The following is an 18,908-nucleotide window of genomic DNA, read 5'->3' on the forward strand; positions in this document are numbered from 1 at the left end:
GGAGAGCTGACAGATGGACGGTACCGTTCTTGTAGCTGATGATGACCGCACGATCCGCACGGTGCTGACCCAGGCGCTGACCCGCGCCGGGTGCAAAGTCCATGCCACATCGTCTTTGGTGACACTGATGCGCTGGGTCGAAGAGGGCAAAGGCGATCTGGTGATCTCAGACGTGATGATGCCTGACGGGAACGGGCTCGAAGCGTTGCCGAAAATTGCGAGTCTGCGTCCCGGTCTGCCGGTGATCGTCATTTCGGCGCAAAACACCATTATGACCGCGATCCAGGCCGCCGAGGCTGAGGCCTATGACTACCTGCCCAAACCGTTTGACCTGCCGGATCTGATGAAACGTTCGGCGCGGGCGCTGGACATCAAACGCCGGGCGTTGTCTGCCAGCGTCGCCAAGTCTCCGGAACCGCGCGACGACTTGCCACTGGTGGGGCGCACCCCGGCGATGCAGGCGCTTTACCGGCTGGTGGCCCGGGTGATGAACACTGATTTGCCGGTGTTGATCTCCGGCGAAAGCGGCACCGGAAAATCACTGATTGCCCGGGCCATTCATGACTTTTCCGACCGTCGTTCCCGTCCCTTCGTCGTGGTCGCGGCCGCAGATCTGGCGACGATGGAAGGGCCGGCAAAAATCCTGTCCCGGGTTGGCAACGGGTCGCTGTTGTTTGACGAATTGGGTGATCTCGACAGCGACGCCCAGGCGCGCGTCGTGCGCATGCTGGACAGTCTGACCGACAATGCGCCGCGTATTCTGGCCACCAGCCAGGCAGATCTGGCCTCGCGGATGAAATCCGGCAATTTTCGCCAGGACCTGTTTTACCGGGTGTCAGGTGTGACGCTGAGCGTGCCGTCGCTGCGCGAACGAGTCGATGACATTCCGCTGCTGGCCGAGTACTTTTTGATCCGCGCCGAGCATGATGGCCTGCCGGTACGGCGGTTTTCCGCCAAGGCGGAAGAGCTGATCCGCGGCTACAGCTGGCCCGGCAATGTGCGCCAGCTGGAGAATACCATCCGCCGCCTGGTGGTCACTTCCGCTGAGGAGGAAATCCCGCTTTCTGAGGCGGAATTCGTGCTCAGCAACCAGCCGGAAATGGCGCCGGAAGACGGTTCCGGGGACGCTGATCGCCTTGCAGCGTCGGTTGCACGGCATTTGCGGCGCTATTTTGACCTTCATGGCGGCGTGTTGCCGCCCCCCGGGCTTTACCAGCGCATTCTGCGCGAAATCGAAACGCCTCTGATCGAAATCGCCCTCGACGCGGTGGGGGGCAACCAGGCCAAATGTGCCGATCTGCTCGGTATCAACCGCAATACCTTGCGTAAAAAGATCACAGATCTGGATATTCACGTGACACGCCGCAGAAAATTGATGTAAAAGCGCAACAGCGACTGTTGCATTCTGGTGTCACCTGCGATGCGGCGGTCATGTGGTTGAAATTGGGGCAAGTGCCCCGGATTTTCATGAGGTGGGACGTGCGGGCACCCGTGCGAACGACAACCTGGAGCAGGTTGAACAAACTGAGCACCCTGCGCCGCCAGCGCAGGATTCAAAACTTTGCCACCCTCGGTCTGGTCCTGTTGGGGCCGACCCTGGCGCTGGCCACCTTTCTCGTGCTTGGCCCTTTCGACCAGAGTGTCGCCTCTGGCGCGCTGCGTCTGACGGTTTTGGCCGATTTCATCTATATTCTGGTGGTGGCTGCGCTTGTGCTGCAGCGGGTGGCGCAGATGATCTCTGCGCGCCGGGCCGGGTCTGCCGGCTCCCAGCTTCACCTGCGGCTGACCGGCGTATTTGCCCTGCTGACCCTGTTGCCCTCTGTGCTGGTGGCGGTGTTTGCAGTTTTTACGCTGAACTTTGGTCTTGAGGGCTGGTTCTCAGAACGGGTGCGCGGTGTGGTCGGCAATTCTCTGTCAGCCGCTCAGGCTTATGAGGCGGAGCACCGGGACGCACTGACCCGCGATACTGAAGCGCTGTCGCGCTTTTTGACCGAGGCCCGCCGCCAGTCGGTGTTTCTGTCAGACGGCGAACTGCGCCAGGTGCTGACCCGCGGTCAGAGCCAGGTGCAGCGCGGCCTGCGCGAAGCCTATGTAATTGACGGTGTCGGCAGTATCCGGGCCCGCGGCGAACGCTCCTACCTGTTTGATTTTGAACAGCCATCCTCTGACGAACTGGTGCGCGCCGGCAATGGGGAAACCGTGATCATTCAGGATTGGGATCTGAATGAATTCCGCGCGCTGGTGCGGCTGTCCGGTTTTGCGGATCGCTATCTCTATGTCACGCGTGACGTGGACGGAGCCATCCTCAATCTGCTGGATGAGACCCAGGAAACTGTGGTTTTGTACAACCAGTTGGAAAAGGACCGCGGCCGGTTGTTGTTTGAATTTGGCCTGCTCTATATCGGTTTTGCGCTGATCCTGGTGCTGGCAGCGGTCTGGCTGGGCCTTTGGTTTGCCGAAAGGCTGGCGCGTCCGATCGGGCGTCTGATGGGCGCCGCCGGGCGCATTGGTCAGGGCGATCTGAATGTTAAAGTCTATGAAGAATCCGGCAATGATGAGATTGCTATTCTTGGCAGGGTCTTCAACCAGATGACCCATGAGCTGAAAGGGCAGCGCGATACGTTGCTGGAACGCTCGGAGCAGATTGACCGCCGGCGCCGGCTGTTTGACTCGGTGCTGTCCTCTGTCACCAGTGGCGTAATTGGTCTCGACACCGAAGGCCGCATCGCTTTTGTAAACCGCTCCGCCGAACGGCTGCTCGACATCAGTGCAGAAAAAGACCACGCGCTGTATCTGTCGGTGGTTATTCCCGAATTTTCCGCCTTGTTTGAACAGTTGCTGAAAAATGATCAGGATGTCGCCCAGGAAAAGGTCAATCTGCTGCGCCATGGCAAACAGGAAAGCCTTCTGGTGCGCATTTCCAACCGCCAGACCGCAGGCGATGAAATCGAAGGTTATGTGGTCTCCTTTGACGATGTGACCGATCTGGTTTCGGCCCAGCGCATGGCGGCCTGGGGGGATGTGGCGCGCCGCATTGCCCATGAGATCAAAAACCCACTGACGCCGATTCAATTGTCGGCCGAGCGTATCAAACGCAAATTCAGCAAACAGCTGGCGCCGGAAGAGGTGTCCTCGCTGGAGCAATATACCGATGTGATTGTGCGCCAGACCAATGACCTGCGCCGCATCGTCGATGAGTTTTCCAAATTTGCCCGCATGCCAGTGCCGGAACGGCGCAGCCATGACATCGTGGATCTGGTCCGTGGCGCCGTATTGCTGCAACGCAACGCGATGCCGGGCATTGAGATTCTGACCGAGCTGCCCAACCAGAAAATACCGGCTGACATCGACGCGACTATGATTGGCCAGGCGTTGACCAACTTGATTAAGAATGCCGGAGAAGCAATTGAAAGCCTTCAGGAAAAAGGCGTTCCAGACGCCTATCAACCGCGAATTTCGGTTTCGCTGATTATCGAGGGCGCCGACATGGTCATTTCAATCTCCGACAATGGTATTGGGCTTCCCGGTGACCGGACCCGGCTGTTTGAACCCTATGTCACCACACGGGACAAGGGCACCGGACTGGGGCTTCCGATCGTGAAAAAAATTATTGAAGAGCACGGCGGCAGCCTCACGCTGCGCGATGCAAAACCACTGGATGCATCGCTGCAGGTCGGAGCCTGCGCCGAAATAAGGCTGGAGAGCGCACAGAGCGCGACAGCGAATAAGAAACAGGAGTTGGCAGTATGAGTAACGGGGGCAATACCATGGGTGATATTCTAATCATTGATGACGAGCGGGACATTCGCGAGTTGATTTCTGATATTTTGCAGGACGAGGGGTACGGCACCCGTCTGGCGAAAAATTCCGACGAATGCATGGCGCAGATCGCGGCGGAGACACCGGCGCTGATGATCCTGGATATCTGGCTGAAAGACAGCAATATGGACGGGATCGATATTCTGAAAACCGTCAAACGGGAGTCGCCGGAAATCCCGGTGGTGATCATCTCCGGCCATGGCAATATCGAAATTGCGGTCGCGGCGATCAAACAGGGCGCCTACGACTTTATCGAAAAACCGTTCAATATTGATCAGCTTATGGTGGTGATCAGCCGTGCGATGGAAGCCAGCCGGCTGCGTCATGAAAATTATGAACTGAAGCGGCGCGACAGCCAGTCTGTTGAAATGCTCGGCAAAGGCGCCGTGTTCAAAGCGATGAAGCTCAATCTGGACCGGGTCACCAACTCCAATGGCCGGGTGATGCTGACCGGGCCGGGCGGCGCCGGCAAAGAAGTCGCGGCCCGCTATATTCACTGCAATTCCAACCGGGCCTCTAACCCGTTTATAACCGTCAATTCCGCCTCGGTTGAACCGGAACGGATGGAAGAGGTTCTGTTTGGCTCCGAAAGCCGTGAACGGGGCATTGCGCCCGGGCTGCTCGAGCAGGCCAATGGCGGCGTGTTGTTCATCGACGAGGTCGCAGACATGCCGTTGGGCACCCAGGCCAAGATCCTGCGGGTGCTGGTGGATCAACAGTTCACCCGCGTCGGTGGCAGCGAAAAACTCCGGGTTGATGTGCGGGTGATTTCCAGCACAAATAGAGATCTGGAGGACGAAATTGAGGCCGGAAATTTCCGCGAGGAATTGTTTCACCGGCTGAATGTGGTGCCGGTACGGGTGCCGTCTCTGGAAGAGCGGCGCGAAGATATTCCGGAACTGGCCGCGACCTTTATCGACCAGTTCAACCAAAACCAGGGCCTGCCGCTGCGTGCGCTCAGCGATGATGCGATTGCGATGCTGCAAACCATGCGCTGGCCTGGCAATGTGCGTCAGCTGAAAAACGTGATTGAACGGGTGTTGATTCTGGGCGAAAGCAGCGGCGATATCGGCGCGGAAGAGCTGCCGCATTCTGAAAGCAGCCCGTCTGAGACCGGCCAGGTGGTGCTATCGGGCTCAATGGCGACCCTGCCATTGCGCGAAGCGCGGGAATTGTTTGAACGCGAATACCTGCTGACTCAGATCAACCGGTTTGGCGGCAATATCTCGCGCACTGCGACTTTTGTCGGCATGGAACGCTCTGCCCTGCACCGCAAACTCAAAAGTCTCGGTGTAGTGACCGCCAACAAAGCCGGCGGGCGTGTTGCTTTTGTCGCCGAAGAAGGCTGACCGCGCGCAGAGGGCCGCAGCGGGGCGTGGGGTGTGCACCGTGAGAGTGCAGTGTCCGAGCAGAGGGCCGCGCGCCGGCGCTGGCGCGACGCGGTGCCGGATCATTGACGCCAGGCCGCGTATCTGCCATTTCAGATCCGGTGGTTCCGGGAGAAGATTGGAATGAAAGTCATTATCTGCGGTGCCGGCCAGGTGGGCTGGCAGATCGCCCGCCATCTGTCGCAAGAGAAAAACGACGTGACCGTGGTTGATAACAATCCCGCTCTGGTCAGCCGCGCGATCGATACGCTGGACGTTCAGGGGGTGACGGGTTTCGCCTCCTATCCGGATGTGCTGGACCGGGCCGGAGCGCGCGATGCAGATATGATCATCGCCGCCACCTATTCCGATGAGGTCAACATGGTCACCTGCCAGGTGGCCCATTCAGTGTTTTCTGTACCGCGCAAAATTGCCCGGCTGCGCAGCCAGTCTTATCTCACCGCGATCTATTCCGACCTTTACCGTCGCGAACACATGCCAATTGATGTGGTGATCAGCCCGGAACGCGAAGTGGCCGAAGCGGCGCTGCGCCGGCTGGCGGCGCCTTCGGCATTTGACACCCAGGCGTTTCTGGGCGGGCGCTCGCAACTGGTGGGCATCGCGCTGGAAGAAGACTGCCCGGTGCTCAAAACCCCGCTGCGCCAGCTCACCGATCTGTTTTCCACCCTGCAGGCCATCGTGGTCGGCATCCGGCGCGACGGCCGGCTGTTCGCGCCCGAGCCGGCGGATCAGCTGTTTGCCGGCGATGAAATCTATGTGTTCTGCAATTCTGAGGACCTGAACCGGGCGCTGGAGATTTTCGGTAAATCCACCCGCAAACAGGAACGTGTGGTGGTGGTGGGTGGCGGCAATGTCGGGCTTGGCGTCGCGCGCGCACTTGAAACCCGCACCGAACGCATCCGCTGCAAAATAATTGAAAAAGACCGCAAAGTCGCCGAAAGTGCGGCCGACGAGCTTGAGCGCACTATTGTGTTGCACGGCGACGGGTTGAACCAGGAGATGTTGCTGGAAGCTGGTATTGACCGCGCGGACGCGGTGCTGACGGTGACCGATGATGACAAAACCAACATTCTTGCTGCGGTCCGCGCCAAGGCCGCCGGCTGTCCGATGGCGATCTGTCTGGTGAACGATCCGACCTTGCTGCCGATCCTGAATGCGGTGGATATTGACGCCTATATCAACCCGCGGGCCACCACCGTGTCTTCCATTCTGCGCCATATCCGTCACGGACGGGTGCGCGGGGTCTATTCGATCGGCGATGCGGAAGCCGAGGTGATCGAAGCCCAGGTGCTGTCCACCTCGCCGATTGCCGGCCAGGCGCTGCGCGACATAGACTTCCCCGAAGGTGTGCTGCTCGGCGCGATCCAGAAGGGCGACAAGCTGGTGAAACCCAAAGGCAGCACCCGCATTGAGGAAGGCGATGTGATCGCGCTGTTCTCGCTGTCTGCTGATGTGCCGGAGGTGGAGCGCCTGTTGCAGGTGACCATCGATTACTTCTGATGCTGACCAAGATCCTGGCCATGCCGTTTCTGGTGATCCTCATTGGGATGTCGGCGGTGTCGATGATCCTGCCGGCAGCACATGCGCTTGTTGCCGGTGATTTTGACACCATGCGGGTGTTTTTCTATTCCGGGCTGTTGCTGCTGATCCTGGTGACTCTGATCGCATTTGCGACCCACGGGCGCCCGGTGCGGCGTCAGGCGCGCTCTCATCTGATCGCCTTGCTGGCAACCTATACGGTGCTGCCCGCGCTGCTGGCTTTCCCCTTTTATGAAGCGGTCGGCAATACCAGCTTTCTGAACGCCTATTTCGAAATGGTTTCCAGCCTGACCACCACCGGGGCCACGCTGTTTGATCAGCCTGAACGGCTGGCGCCTTCGGTGCATCTGTGGCGGGCGCTGGTCGGCTGGATGGGAGGCTTTTTCTCCTGGGTCACCGCGATTGCCATCCTGGCGCCGCTCAATCTCGGCGGATTTGAAGTGCTGTCCACCTCCCAGATCGGCCAGGCCTCTGCCGGCGCCAGCCAGATTTACAGAGTGGCCGATTCCTCCGATCGGCTGACACGCTATTCCGCGCAGCTGTTTCCGGTCTACTCCGGGCTGACTGTCCTGTTATGGGTCCTGCTGCAAGTGGCGGGGCAAGACACTTTTATTGCGTTTAACCTGGCACTTTCGACCATGTCGACCTCCGGCATCCTGCCGGTGTCCAGTCTTGCAGACAGCGGCGCCGGCATGGGCGGAGAAGCGATTATCGTGCTGTTTCTGCTGTTTGCACTGTCCCGCCAGACCTTTGCCCGGCGGCAGAAAGGCGAAGGCTTCGGGCGGCTGAAACGCGATCCGGAATTTAACCTGGGTGTGATCCTGGTGCTTGGGGTGCCGCTGCTCTTGTTCCTGCGCCACTGGTTTGCGGCGTTTGAAGTCGATGATCCGCAAAACCTGGCCGGGGCGCTGGATGCGATCTGGGGCGGGGTCTTCATGGTGCTGAGCTTTCTGACCACCACCGGATTTGAAAGCGGCTCCTGGGATTCAGTGCGCGCCTGGTCGGGGCTGGCGACACCCGGGCTGCTGCTGGTCGGTCTGTCGCTGCTGGGCGGCGGTGTCGCCACCACGGCGGGTGGCGTCAAACTGCTGCGGGTCTATGCGCTCTACCGTCACGGTGAACGTGAGCTGGAAAAACTTGTGCACCCCAATTCGATCGGCGGCGCCGGGGTCTCAGCGCGCCATATGCGGCGGCAAGGCGCTTTTGTCGCCTGGATCTTCTTCATGCTGTTTGCGATTTCTATTGCGGCGGTGATGGCGCTGCTGGCGCTGGTGGGGGTTGGGTTCGAACAGGCCACGGTGCTCGCCGTCGCGGCCCTGTCCACAACCGGCCCGCTGATTCTGGTGGTGGGCGACGCCTCTGCCAGCTGGTCGGGGCTGAGCGACGCCGGAAAAATGATTGCCGCCGGTGCCATGGTTCTGGGGCGGATGGAAACGCTTGCCATTATCGCCCTGCTGAACCCGGCGTTCTGGCGCGTCTGAATACCGGCGCGCAATGGCATTATTGCCGCAACAGTATTAAGGCGGCTGACAGCTCATATTTACTATGGATAGTTGCCTTTTCCCGCTTCATACTGGAGGGCGTAAACCCGCCGTCAGAGAGGCGGATCGCTGTAAAGCGCAAGAAAAGGTAAAAAACCATGGCTGCTGACAAACAGAACCTGCAAGACGCGTTTCTCAATAATGTGCGCAAAGGCAAAGTTTCCGTAACAATCTTTCTTATTAACGGTGTGAAACTGCAGGGTGTTATCACCTGGTTTGACAATTTCTGCGTGCTTCTGCGCCGCGATGGTCAGTCGCAGCTGGTCTATAAGCATGCGATTTCGACCATTATGCCGGCCTCACCGATCAATCTTTACGACGGCGAAGAGTAACTGGTGGCGAACGAACCAGAGACCAATACCCGCGCCTGGGTTCTTCACCCGGATATCAAATCAGACAACCAGCGCCGGGACCCGGGTTTCGCGCTGGCTGAAGCTGTGGCCCTTGCAGAAGCAATGCCCTGGCTTGATATCGTTGGTGCGGACGTTGTCAGCCTGCCGAAAATGAAACCCGGCCTGTTGTTTGGCACCGGCAAAGTAGACGAGCTGAAGCGCAAGTTTGAGGCCGAAGATGTTGAACTTGTTCTGGTGGATGGACCACTTACGCCGGTGCAGCAACGCAACCTGGAAAAGGAATGGGGCGTCAAAATCCTTGACCGGACCGGGCTGATCCTTGAAATCTTTTCCGACCGCGCCCGCACCCGTGAAGGTGTGCTGCAAGTCGAAATGGCGGCGCTGTCTTATCAACGCACCCGTCTGGTACGGGCCTGGACGCATCTGGAACGTCAGCGTGGCGGGCTTGGTTTTGTCGGTGGTCCCGGCGAAACCCAGATCGAATCCGACCGTCGTGCTATTGACGATGCCATCGTGCGCTTGCGCCGACAGCTGGGCAAAGTGGTGAAAACCCGCGAATTGCACCGTGCCGCGCGCGCCAAAGTGCCGTTCCCCGTTGTGGCACTGGTGGGCTATACCAACGCCGGCAAATCTACGCTGTTCAACCACCTGACCGGGGCGGACGTCTTTGTTCAGGACATGTTGTTCGCGACGCTGGACCCGACCATGCGGGCGGTGAAACTGCCTTCGGGCCGTGATGTGATCCTGTCAGACACCGTGGGGTTCATCTCGGATCTTCCCACCCAGCTGGTGGCGTCATTCCGCGCCACGCTGGAAGAAGTGCTGGACGCGGATCTGATCCTGCATGTGCGCGACATCTCCCATCCGCAGACCCATGAGCAGAAGCAGGACGTGCTCGCCATTCTGGACATGCTGGGGATCGCTGAAGATGCGCCGATGATCGAGATCTGGAACAAGATCGATCTGACCGAAGACGTGGTGCGTGAAGGGCTTGAGACCAGGGCTGCCAGCAAAGACGACGTCTATACCGCTTCTGCACTGACCGGCGAGGGCATGAGTGTGCTGCTGGATGCCGTTTCTGATGCTGTGGAAGTTGCCAAAACATCGCGCGAGCTGCGGCTCAGTTTTGCCGATGGCCGCAAACGGGCCTGGTTGTTTGGCGAAGAGGTGGTGGAAAGCGAAGTCCAGGATGAAGAGGGCTGGCTGTTGCAGGTGCGCTGGACCGCGCGCCAGGAAAAACATTATCGCGATCTCTGAAACGACTTCAGATCATGGCAGATCAAAAAAACCCCCGGACCATCTGGTACCGGGGGCTTTTTCTTATTTGGGCGTCAGGGTGGTGATGCCCACCGCAGCGGCGCGCGCCAGATCGGGGTCCAGCGACATCGGCACATATTCACCGCGGCGCCACAGCTCCCCCATATCATCGTAAAACCGGCTGAGCGGATTGCCCGATTGCCCGGTGGGGATGACAAAGACCGAACTGTCCGGGTCGGCAAAATCATAGACACCTCGATAGCTGACCCCATGCACGTTGGCATAGGGATTTTCGCCTTCACCCGAGCTCACGCCCCGCATCATCGTATTGTCGCCGCCCGAGGTGGACTGGCGGATGTTGACAAACCATTTCAGCACCGGGGTTTTGCCCAGCACCGGGTGGTCATGGGTGGCCACATGCACATCGCCCCAGCGCAGCGATTCCAGTTCGCCGCCCATGTTTTCGTCAATCCACAACAGCGCGTCATCCAGCGCCTGGCGAGCCATTTCAGAACAGCTCTCGACCGGGGCCGACTGACGCACATCACACCAGGCTGAGGCGCCGTTCACATCGCGGAACACCCGTTCAATGAACAGCGGCTCGACCTGGGTGAAGTTCCGCGCAAACGGGCCAAGCTCGTCTCGGATCAGGCGGTCCTGCAGCGCCCGCATCCAGGCCGAATAAATCACCGGCTCGGGCAGATGCTCATTCATGTCGCCATTCCAGGCCGCCAGCAGTTCCAGCGCTTTTTTCCGCCGCCGCTCCGGAGTGCCTTCCGCTGCGGCCGATCCGGTGAACCAAAGATCCGCCCCGACCAGTGGCAACAGGGTGCGCGCCGTGACACTGACGGTATCCAGCTGCACTTCGATGAAACTTTCGCGCGTATGCACCTCGCGGTTTTGCATCAGCTTCTCCCAGCGCTGTATCCGCTGCGTATCACCCCACACCCAGCTGAAATTCTCCGGAAAGGGCTTTTCCACAATCTTGTTGTTGGTATTGCCCAGAATGCCGCCTTCCGGCGCGCTAAACTCGGGGTTGGCACCATAGTCATAACGGCCCTGCCAACGGTTGGAGGCAATCCAGCCCGGGCTTGGCAGCCGGCCCTGGCCCTGTTGATTTACGTTGCGCATGGGCATGGAGCCAAAGGTTTTCATTGCCACGTTTTCGCGGTCCGACATGGTGATATTCATCGCCGGTGCGACAAATTTCTCGCCGGCGCTGATGCCTTGAGCAACTGATTTTGACGTCATCAGCGCCATGGCAGCAGACATGGAGGTGTCACTGTCGCTCAGCAAGGTCCAGCTTGCGCTCATCACATGGCCGGGCGGGGTCACACTGCCCACGTCGAGGTATTGCGCCGGCAGCACCGGCCCGTTGTCCGTCCAGCGCAGCTCAATGGTCTGAGGGGCCTGGTCTTTGATCTGGATGATGGAGGCTTTGCGCCGCATTGGTTGATAGCCGTCAGGCGTCAGAACTTCGCCCGCATTGTCCGGGTTCAGTTTTTCGACATACAGGTCAAGATCATCGAGATAAGAATAGGTCAGCCCCCAGCCAAACACTTCGCTGCGCCCGGCCAACACCAGCGGGATGCCCGGCACTGTGGCGCCAATCACGCCACCGCTGCCAAGTTCAAGGCGCGCGAGGTACCAGGTGCCCGGTGCAGAGAATTTCAGATGCGGGTCATTGGCCAGCAAGGATGAGCCACTGGCGGATCGCGCCGGCGCCGCAGCCCAGGCGTTGGAGGCACCGGCCCGGCCCCGTGCCGCAAAGGGCGACAGATCGCCAAGACTTTCACCCTGGGCAAGCGCCGCCTGATACAACCCGGCCGGATCAAACTGCGGGAACAGCGAGGCGTAACCGGGCAGGGAGGTGACAGCCGTGCCCGGCGCGTCGGGCATAATGTCCGCGAGGCGCGCTTCGGGCAGGGCAAGCGACAAGCGGGCGCGCAGCACCTCGCTTTCCAGCTGGGCTGAGAACTGCAGCGCCATCAGTTTCATCACCGCAATTGAATCGGCGGGGCGCCAGGGCGCAATGGCGTTGGAGAACAGGAAGAATTCCGGCGCCCCGCGGCCAAGCGCTTCGGCATTGACCTCGTTCAGCCAGGCGTTGACCCCGTCAGAATAAGCGCGCAATGCCGCCTGGGTTTCCGGGGTCTGAGCTTCGACCGAGGCCTGGGCCAGGTTGTAGAGATCCAACTGCCGCATCAAGGTGTCCACGCCCAGCGTTTTGTCACCGAACATCTCCGACAGCCGGCCCTGGGCGGTGCGCCGCAGCAGCATCATCTGCCACAGCCGGTCCTGGGCATGGGCAAGTCCAAGGCCAAAATACACATCCGAATCGCTGTTGCCAAAAATATGCGGCACATTGGCGTTGTCGCGCACAATCTCGACAGGCCCGTTCAGACCTTCCACCGAATGGCTGGCGGAATAATCCGGCAGCGAACGGCTGGCCAGCCAGTAGATCAGCGCCAGTGCAATCAGGCCAATCACGATCAAAGCAGTGGTTAGCCGCAGCAGCCAGCGAAATATATTGACCATCGGGGTCGGGTATCCTTTGTATCGGTGATATTGACCTGACGCGCTAAGCGGTTAGGACTGATGGTGAACTTACGGCAAGATACAGGGAGGGGAAACCCATGGCGAAAGTGACTTTTCTGGGATTGGGCGTTATGGGGTATCCCATGGCAGGGCATCTGGCCAAAGCGGGCCATGAGGTCTGTGTTTACAACCGGACCACGGCAAAAGCCGAGGCCTGGGCGGCGGAATTTGGCGGGCGGTTTGCCGCCACTCCGGCGCAGGCGGTGGCAGGGACTGACTTTGTTATGGCCTGCGTTGGCAATGATGATGATCTGCGGGCGGTCTGCCTTGGCGACGACGGGGCTCTGGCGGGCATGGCGTCAGGTGCGGTCTTTGTCGATCACACCACGGTGTCTGAGGCAGTGACACGCGAACTTTACGCGGCTGCGGCCGACAAGGGCGTCTCGTTTGTCGATGCGCCGGTGTCCGGTGGCCAGGCTGGCGCTGAAAATGGCGTGCTCTCGGTGATGTGCGGCGGCGACACGCCGGCGTTTGAAGCGGCAGAGCCGGTGATCAAAGCCTATGCCAAGATCTGCCGTCTGATCGGCGGCTCCGGCGCTGGCCAGCTGACCAAGATGTGCAATCAGATCGCCATTGCCGGCCTGGTACAGGGCTTGTCAGAAGCGCTGCATTTCGCCCAGAAAGCCGGGCTTGACGGTCGCGACGTGGTTGAAGTGATATCCCAGGGCGCTGCCGGGTCCTGGCAGATGGCCAACCGGTTTGAAACCATGCTCGACGGTGAATTTGAACATGGGTTTGCGGTGGACTGGATGCGCAAGGACCTGGGCATCTGTCTCAGCACTGCGGACGCCAACGGCGCCAGCCTGCCAGTGACCGCACTGGTGGATCAGTTCTACAAAGACGTGCAGAAAATGGGCGGCAACCGCTGGGATACCTCCAGCCTGATCGCCCGGCTCAACGCCGCCGGCTGACGGCAAAGCCCGCCCGTACAGCACCCCGGCGCGGTGAACCATTCCGGAAACCGGAACACAGAGAGGCCCCGACGTTAATTTCGCCGGGGCCTTTGCATATGCAAGTCTCCCAGGCAGCGTTGCTCTTTACTGATCCCGATCGGGCATCGTGCAGCTTTGTTTGTGAGAAAAGCACAAATACCATATACGTACGGGCATCATGTTGCATGTCGACCTTGCCAAAACGCTTGAAGCTGCCGCGGCTGCCCTGAATTCCCGCCGTCGGGACTGGCTGGTTTTTGGCGGTTCAGCGATGGCGCTTTATGGCTTTGACGTTGGTGACGTCAAGGACATAGATATCATCGTTTCAAGCGAGACAGCCGCCGGTCTGATGAGTGAATTGTCTCTGAAAAATCAGGCTGACGGGGGATCTGAGCGATTTCGGTCGGAGTATCTTCTGCGTCCCGACTTTGGTCCGGTCGAGGTCGAGATACTGGGAAGTTTTGAGATCAGATCAGGACCGGCCTGGCATCAGATCGCCATGGGAAGGCCCAATGCGATTTGTGTTGGAAATCAAACTGTATTCGTACCGGAAGTTGCCGCGTTGGCAGATATCTTTGATCTGTGCGCACGGCCAAAGGATCTCGCCAGATCCCGGCAGATCAGATCACGATAAGGCGGCAAAATCCCCGGACACCGCGACCCATTCCGGCCCCCGGAACACATAAACGCCCTGGCGTTATTGGCGCCGGGGCCTTTGTTTGTGCGCGTATTCCACCTAACGTTGGTCTCTTGTGAGCCCGAAGTCAGTTCACTTTTCCAGCTGGGAAATCCAACGAGTCACTAAAGTAAAATACTTAAGGCGAAGCTGGCGATCTTCTTCTTTTAATGAGGCAACCAGGCCTCTCTTAAACTCAGTCAGTTCTTCTTCATTTGGATATTCAAGCAGAGGCACAGAGGCCAATTTCGTATCTCCGGCACCATTCCATTCATTGTTGACAACAAAGCCGAAAGGAAGCATCGCATCGTGCCATGTTGCGTCCAACTTGACCCATATTCCATCAATCAGAAACCTTACGTAATGATGGAAGTCGGGGACTTCCGAATTTTGGCTGATCTCTATTAGTTCAAGCGGGTATGTTTCGTGAACAGGACAACTTTTGTTGAAATGGGTGAACATCGTAATGATCTCTACCTGATGCCCTGCCTGCCTCAACAGGTCTCGCAGTAAGATGTGTTTTCCTGAGCAGGAGCCCACTTTTGTTCTGTATACTTCTTGAGGATCACGGTTGCCATTTGATCCGTAAGGAATGTTGCGAACTAGGTGATAGATTTCAGTAACTGTAGTTGCTTTCTCGCTATCGAGTATTGATTCCAGAAATTCTTTGTAATTCAAAACGCTCTCCATAATTCTGACTCGTAAGTACAACTTTATATCTGAAAAGAACATGCTGACACTGGCAGCGAAGTCGGCAAAAGCAGACTGCCACAGCAAAGCGGACATCGGCCCAAAGTCAATAATCTGGCTCCCCGCCTTCGATCCGGGCACACAAAAAAACGCCCCCGGAAATCCGGAGGCGTTTTCGCATTTCGATCTGCAACAGGTCTATTTTTCCGGGATCAGACCGCGTGGGCTGAAGCGCAGCACCAGCAGCAGGATCAGACCCATGCTCAGCAGTCTCATATGGGCGACAGAGTTGATCAGATGCACTTTCAGCGCGGAATCATCCGCCAGGCCAGAGGTCAGCAGGAACATCAGATCCGGCCCCCAGGTCTCGACCATGATCCACATGGTGTAGATCAGGACCCCACCCAGAACCGCACCCCAGTTGTTGCCTGAACCACCAACAATCACCATCACCCAGATCAGGAAGGTAAAGCGCAGCGGGTTATAGGTGCCCGGCGTAAAGATCCCGTCCAGCGTCACCATCATCGCACCGGCGATACCACAGACCGCCGCGCCAATTACAAAGACCTGCAGATGGCGTTTGGTGACATTCTTGCCCATCGCCGCGGCGGACACTTCATTGTCGCGGATCGCGCGCATCATGCGGCCCCAGGGCGATTTCAGCGCCAGTTCGGTCAGCAGGATCAGCGCCAGCAAAACCACCACGAAAAAGCCGGTGAAAGACAGTTTCACCGCGAGTGTAGAGGCGGTGACCACATCCAGCCCGCTGCTGGTGGCCAGCGCTTCAAAGCCTTCCGACTTCTGCAGGTCCACCGCATAGGGCACCGGACGCGGGATCGCGGCGACGTTTTTCACGCCACGGGCCAGCCAGTCCTCGTTTTTGAGAATAGCGATGATGATCTCGGAAATGCCGAGCGTTGCGATTGCCAGATAATCTGACCGCAGCCCCAGGGTGGTTTTCCCGATCAGCCAGGCCGCAGCGCCGGCAAAGACGCCGCCCACCGGCCAGGCCAGGAACATGATCCAGCCCTGATCGCGGTAATTGTCACCAAAGCCGTTGATGCCGCCCAGATAACCCGTCGCCGCCGGATTAATGGCTTCCACCGCACTGACGCCGGCGTCAAACAGGGCGCGGAAAATCATAAAGCTCACGATCAGCCAGGTGATCATCGCCAGGTTGCGGCGCAGGCCTTTGGCCATCTTTTTCCACAGCACCACGGCTCCGGCCACACTGGCGCCACCAAACAGCAGGCCCCCGATGATGTTGAGCCCACCGGCGCTCCAGGCGCCTTCGGTCGGCGGCATGCCAACCAGCACAGCGGCCAGACCGCCAAGCGCCACAAACCCCATGATGCCGACGTTAAACAGCCCGGCATAGCCCCACTGGATATTGACCCCCAGCGCCATGATGGCCGAGACCAGCCCCATGTTGATGATGCCCAGCGACAGGTTCCAGCTTTCGGTAAAACCGACCACAATGATCAGCCCGAACACCAGCGAAAACAGTGCGATATTTCTCCAGTTAATGGTCATACCGATTTCCCCTTGAACAGGCCGGTTGGCTTAAACAACAGCACGATCACCAGGATGGCGAAACTCACCGCAAATTTGTAATCGGTGGACATCAGCTGCACCAGAGTGCTGGGTTCCCACCCTTCGGGCGCCAGATAGGTCAGCACCTTTTTGAACGCATAGGTCACCGTCACTTCGGAAAAGGCGATGACAAAGCCGCCGGCCACCGCGCCCAGCGGGCTGCCGAGACCACCGACAATCGCCGAGGCAAAAATTGGCAGCAGCAGCTGGAAGTAGGTGAAGGGTTTGAAAGATTTGTCGAGCCCGTAAAGCGTTCCGGCAATGGTCGCCAATGCGGCCACGATGATCCAGGTGATCATCACCACCCGCTCCGGGTTGATGCCCGACAGCAGCGCCAGATCTTCATTGTCAGAAAAGGCGCGCATGGATTTGCCGGTGCGGGTCTTGTTCAGAAACCAGAACAGCGCCGCAACCACGATGATAGTGGTGACGATGGTCAGTCCCTGGCTGGTTTTGAACGCCAGACCTTCGCTTAGCCCGGTCGCCTGTTTGAACGCCCGCGCTTTGATGATGAAACGCTCACCATCGGCAAAACGCTGATTGTCCGGCCCGATGATAAAGCGCACCAGACCGTTCATCACAAACATCACCCCGATCGAGACAATCACCAACACCACAGGCGCGGCTTTTTGTTCGCGGTAGAACTTATAGACCATCTTGTCGGTGCCCAGCAGCAGCAGCGAAGTGGCCAGAATGCCAAAGGGCAGCGCCAGCAGCGCGGTCGGCAGCGGCCCAAAACTGATGCCCAGCTTTGAAACAGCCAGGTGACCAGCACGGTGACCATGGTGCCAAAGGCCATGGTATCGCCATGGGCAAAGTTGGAAAAGCGCAGGATGCCATAGATCATGGTCACCCCGAGCGCGCCAAGCGCCAGTTGCGCGCCATAAGCGGCGCCGGGGATCAGCACAAAATTGGTCAGTGCGACGATTGCGTTGAGAAAATCCATATCCCTCAGCCTCCCAAAAATGTGCGCCGCACATCCGGGTTGGCCATCAAGGCTTCCCCGGTGTCGGTATAGGCGTTGCGGCCCTGGACCAGAACATAACCTTTGTCGGCAATCTCAAGCGCCTGGCGGGCGTTTTGCTCCACCATCAGCACTGAAACCCCGGTCTTCGCGACCTCGATGATGCGGTCAAAGAGCTCATCCATCACAATCGGGCTTACCCCCGCAGTTGGTTCATCCAGCATCAACAGTTTGGGCTGGGTCATCATCGCGCGGCCCACCGCCACCTGCTGGCGCTGCCCCCCGGACAACTCGCCAGCGTTCTGAAAACGTTTGTCGCGCAGGATCGGGAACAGCTCATAGATTTGCTCAATGGTGGGTCGGATGTCGTCGCGGCGCAGATAACCTCCCATTTCCAGGTTTTCTTCCACGGTCAATGAAGCAAAGATATTGTTCACCTGCGGCACAAAGGCCATGCCTTTGGCGACACGCGCCTGAGGTGTCAGCTTGCTGATGTCCTCCCCGTCCAGGGTCACCGATCCGCCGCGCAGTTTCAGCATGCCAAACACCGCTTTCATCGCAGTGGATTTGCCGGCGCCGTTGGGGCCCACAATCACGGCAATCTCGCCTTTTTCGACGCTCAGGTCGCAGTCGTGCAGAATGTCGACCGGGCCATAGCCGCCCCGCATGGCGCTTGCATTGAGGTAACTCATGCTTTTGGCCCCTTCTTTTTCTGCTTCAGACCGGTGCCAAGATAGGCCTCAATCACCGCTTCATTCTGCATGATTTCGGCGGCAGAACCCTGGGCAAGCAATTTGCCCTCGGCCATCACAATCACCGGATCACACAGCCGTTTGATGAAATCCATATCATGTTCGATCAGACAGAAAGTATATCCGCGCTCCTGGTTGAGCCGGATGATGGCGTCGCCGATGGTGTTCAGCAGGGTGCGGTTCACCCCGGCGCCCACCTCGTCCAGGAACACCATCTTGGCGTCCACCATCATGGTGCGCCCCAGTTCCAGCAGTTTCTTCTGACCGCCGGACAGGTTGCCGGCCTTTTCATCTTTCAGGTGCGAAACGGTCAGGAAGTCGAGAACTTCATCGGCCTTTTTCAGCAGCGTGGCTTCTTCCTGGTGGATGCGGGCGCGATTGACCCAGGCGTTCCACAGGGTTTCGCCCGACTGGCCGTCCGGCACCATCATCAGATTTTCGCGCACCGTCATCGACGGGAACTCATGCGCCACCTGGAAGGTGCGCAGAATGCCTTTGGCGAACAACTCATGTGGCGCGAGGCCGGTGATGTCTTCACCTTCCATCATCACCCGGCCGGAAGTGGGATTGTGCACCCCGGCGATGACATTGAACAGGGTGGTTTTGCCAGCGCCATTGGGTCCGACGAGGCCCGTGATCGCCCCTTTTTTCAGCTCCAGCGAGGTACCGTCGACCGCGCGGGAACCGCCAAAATGCTTGTGTAACTCATGAACAGAAATCATGCGTCCCAGGGTCCTCTTCCAAGGCAGGTTTTACCTGCGTTCTTTTGCAAAAACAGCCCGGGGCAGACCCGGGCTGTTTTCTGA

General features: G+C 58.7%; 14 protein-coding genes and 1 pseudogene. 9 read left to right on the plus strand and 6 right to left on the minus strand.

The features are described from left to right. Nucleotides 1-13 precede the first annotated feature (13 nt). The 7 genes from DWA01_RS18575 to hflX all read left to right on the plus strand — a co-directional run bounded on the left by DWA01_RS18575 (nt 14) and on the right by hflX (nt 9,897). The gene (locus DWA01_RS18575) at nt 14-1,381 is read left to right on the plus strand and encodes a response regulator (protein WP_114287301.1); all 1,368 of its coding nucleotides are present in this window, start codon (nt 14-16) and stop codon (nt 1,379-1,381) included. Between the two features lie 86 nt (nt 1,382-1,467). Beyond that, nucleotides 1,468-3,750 (plus strand): sensor histidine kinase NtrY-like, encoded by a 2,283-nt coding sequence (locus DWA01_RS18580; protein ID WP_114287354.1) that lies wholly within the window; start codon nt 1,468-1,470, stop codon nt 3,748-3,750. 17 nt (nt 3,751-3,767) lie between these two features. Next, complete coding sequence (gene ntrX, locus DWA01_RS18585; RefSeq protein WP_114287302.1) at nt 3,768-5,168, plus strand: nitrogen assimilation response regulator NtrX; 1,401 nt, start codon at nt 3,768-3,770, stop codon at nt 5,166-5,168. A 162-nt stretch (nt 5,169-5,330) separates the two neighbouring features. After that, entirely contained in the window at nt 5,331-6,707 is a 1,377-nt protein-coding gene (gene trkA, locus DWA01_RS18590; RefSeq protein WP_114287303.1) for a Trk system potassium transporter TrkA, read from the plus strand. Further along, nucleotides 6,707-8,227: a TrkH family potassium uptake protein gene (locus tag DWA01_RS18595; protein WP_114287304.1), complete on the plus strand. Its 1,521-nt coding sequence runs from the start codon at nt 6,707-6,709 to the stop codon at nt 8,225-8,227. Before trkA ends, DWA01_RS18595 begins: the two co-directional genes overlap by 1 nt. Before the next feature lie 158 nt (nt 8,228-8,385). Beyond that, complete coding sequence (gene hfq / locus DWA01_RS18600; RefSeq protein WP_114287305.1) at nt 8,386-8,619, plus strand: RNA chaperone Hfq; 234 nt, start codon at nt 8,386-8,388, stop codon at nt 8,617-8,619. Continuing rightward, nucleotides 8,620-9,897: a GTPase HflX gene (gene hflX, locus DWA01_RS18605; protein ID WP_114287306.1), complete on the plus strand. Its 1,278-nt coding sequence runs from the start codon at nt 8,620-8,622 to the stop codon at nt 9,895-9,897. It begins immediately after the preceding gene. Nucleotides 9,898-9,960: 63 nt separating this feature from the next. Here the strand turns inward: hflX and DWA01_RS18610 are convergent, their stop codons facing one another. After that, nucleotides 9,961-12,435, minus strand: coding sequence for a penicillin acylase family protein (locus DWA01_RS18610; RefSeq protein ID WP_114287307.1), 2,475 nt, complete (start codon nt 12,433-12,435; stop codon nt 9,961-9,963). A 98-nt stretch (nt 12,436-12,533) separates the two neighbouring features. Between DWA01_RS18610 and DWA01_RS18615 the strand changes: the two genes are divergently transcribed. Both DWA01_RS18615 and DWA01_RS18620 read left to right on the plus strand, forming a co-directional pair. Next, nucleotides 12,534-13,406, plus strand: coding sequence for an NAD(P)-dependent oxidoreductase (locus DWA01_RS18615; protein WP_114287308.1), 873 nt, complete (start codon nt 12,534-12,536; stop codon nt 13,404-13,406). A gap of 292 nt (nt 13,407-13,698) precedes the next feature. Continuing rightward, nucleotides 13,699-14,061: a hypothetical protein gene (locus tag DWA01_RS18620; RefSeq protein ID WP_136057780.1), complete on the plus strand. Its 363-nt coding sequence runs from the start codon at nt 13,699-13,701 to the stop codon at nt 14,059-14,061. A 135-nt stretch (nt 14,062-14,196) separates the two neighbouring features. Here the strand turns inward: DWA01_RS18620 and DWA01_RS18625 are convergent, their stop codons facing one another. The 5 genes and pseudogenes from DWA01_RS18625 to DWA01_RS18645 all read right to left on the minus strand — a co-directional run bounded on the left by DWA01_RS18625 (nt 14,197) and on the right by DWA01_RS18645 (nt 18,824). Beyond that, on the minus strand, nt 14,197-14,781 hold the full coding sequence (locus DWA01_RS18625) for a transglutaminase domain-containing protein (protein WP_235008614.1): 585 nt from the start codon (nt 14,779-14,781) through the stop codon (nt 14,197-14,199). 210 nt (nt 14,782-14,991) lie between these two features. Next, a complete protein-coding gene (locus tag DWA01_RS18630; RefSeq protein ID WP_114287310.1) occupies nt 14,992-16,326 on the minus strand; it encodes a branched-chain amino acid ABC transporter permease in 1,335 nt (444 codons plus the stop codon). Further along, a pseudogene (locus DWA01_RS18635) lies at nt 16,323-17,332 on the minus strand (branched-chain amino acid ABC transporter permease). The gene DWA01_RS18630 and the pseudogene DWA01_RS18635 overlap by 4 nt, the downstream one beginning before the upstream one ends. 5 nt (nt 17,333-17,337) lie before the next feature. Beyond that, nucleotides 17,338-18,042 carry an ABC transporter ATP-binding protein gene (locus DWA01_RS18640; RefSeq protein ID WP_114287311.1) on the minus strand — a complete coding sequence of 235 codons (705 nt, stop codon included), beginning with the start codon at nt 18,040-18,042 and terminating at the stop codon, nt 17,338-17,340. Next, the gene (locus DWA01_RS18645) at nt 18,039-18,824 is read right to left on the minus strand and encodes an ABC transporter ATP-binding protein (RefSeq protein ID WP_114287312.1); all 786 of its coding nucleotides are present in this window, start codon (nt 18,822-18,824) and stop codon (nt 18,039-18,041) included. Before DWA01_RS18645 ends, DWA01_RS18640 begins: the two co-directional genes overlap by 4 nt. Nucleotides 18,825-18,908 lie beyond the last annotated feature (84 nt).

Source organism: Candidatus Halocynthiibacter alkanivorans (assembly GCF_003333265.1).
GTDB classification, from domain to species: domain Bacteria; phylum Pseudomonadota; class Alphaproteobacteria; order Rhodobacterales; family Rhodobacteraceae; genus Halocyntiibacter_A; species Halocyntiibacter_A alkanivorans.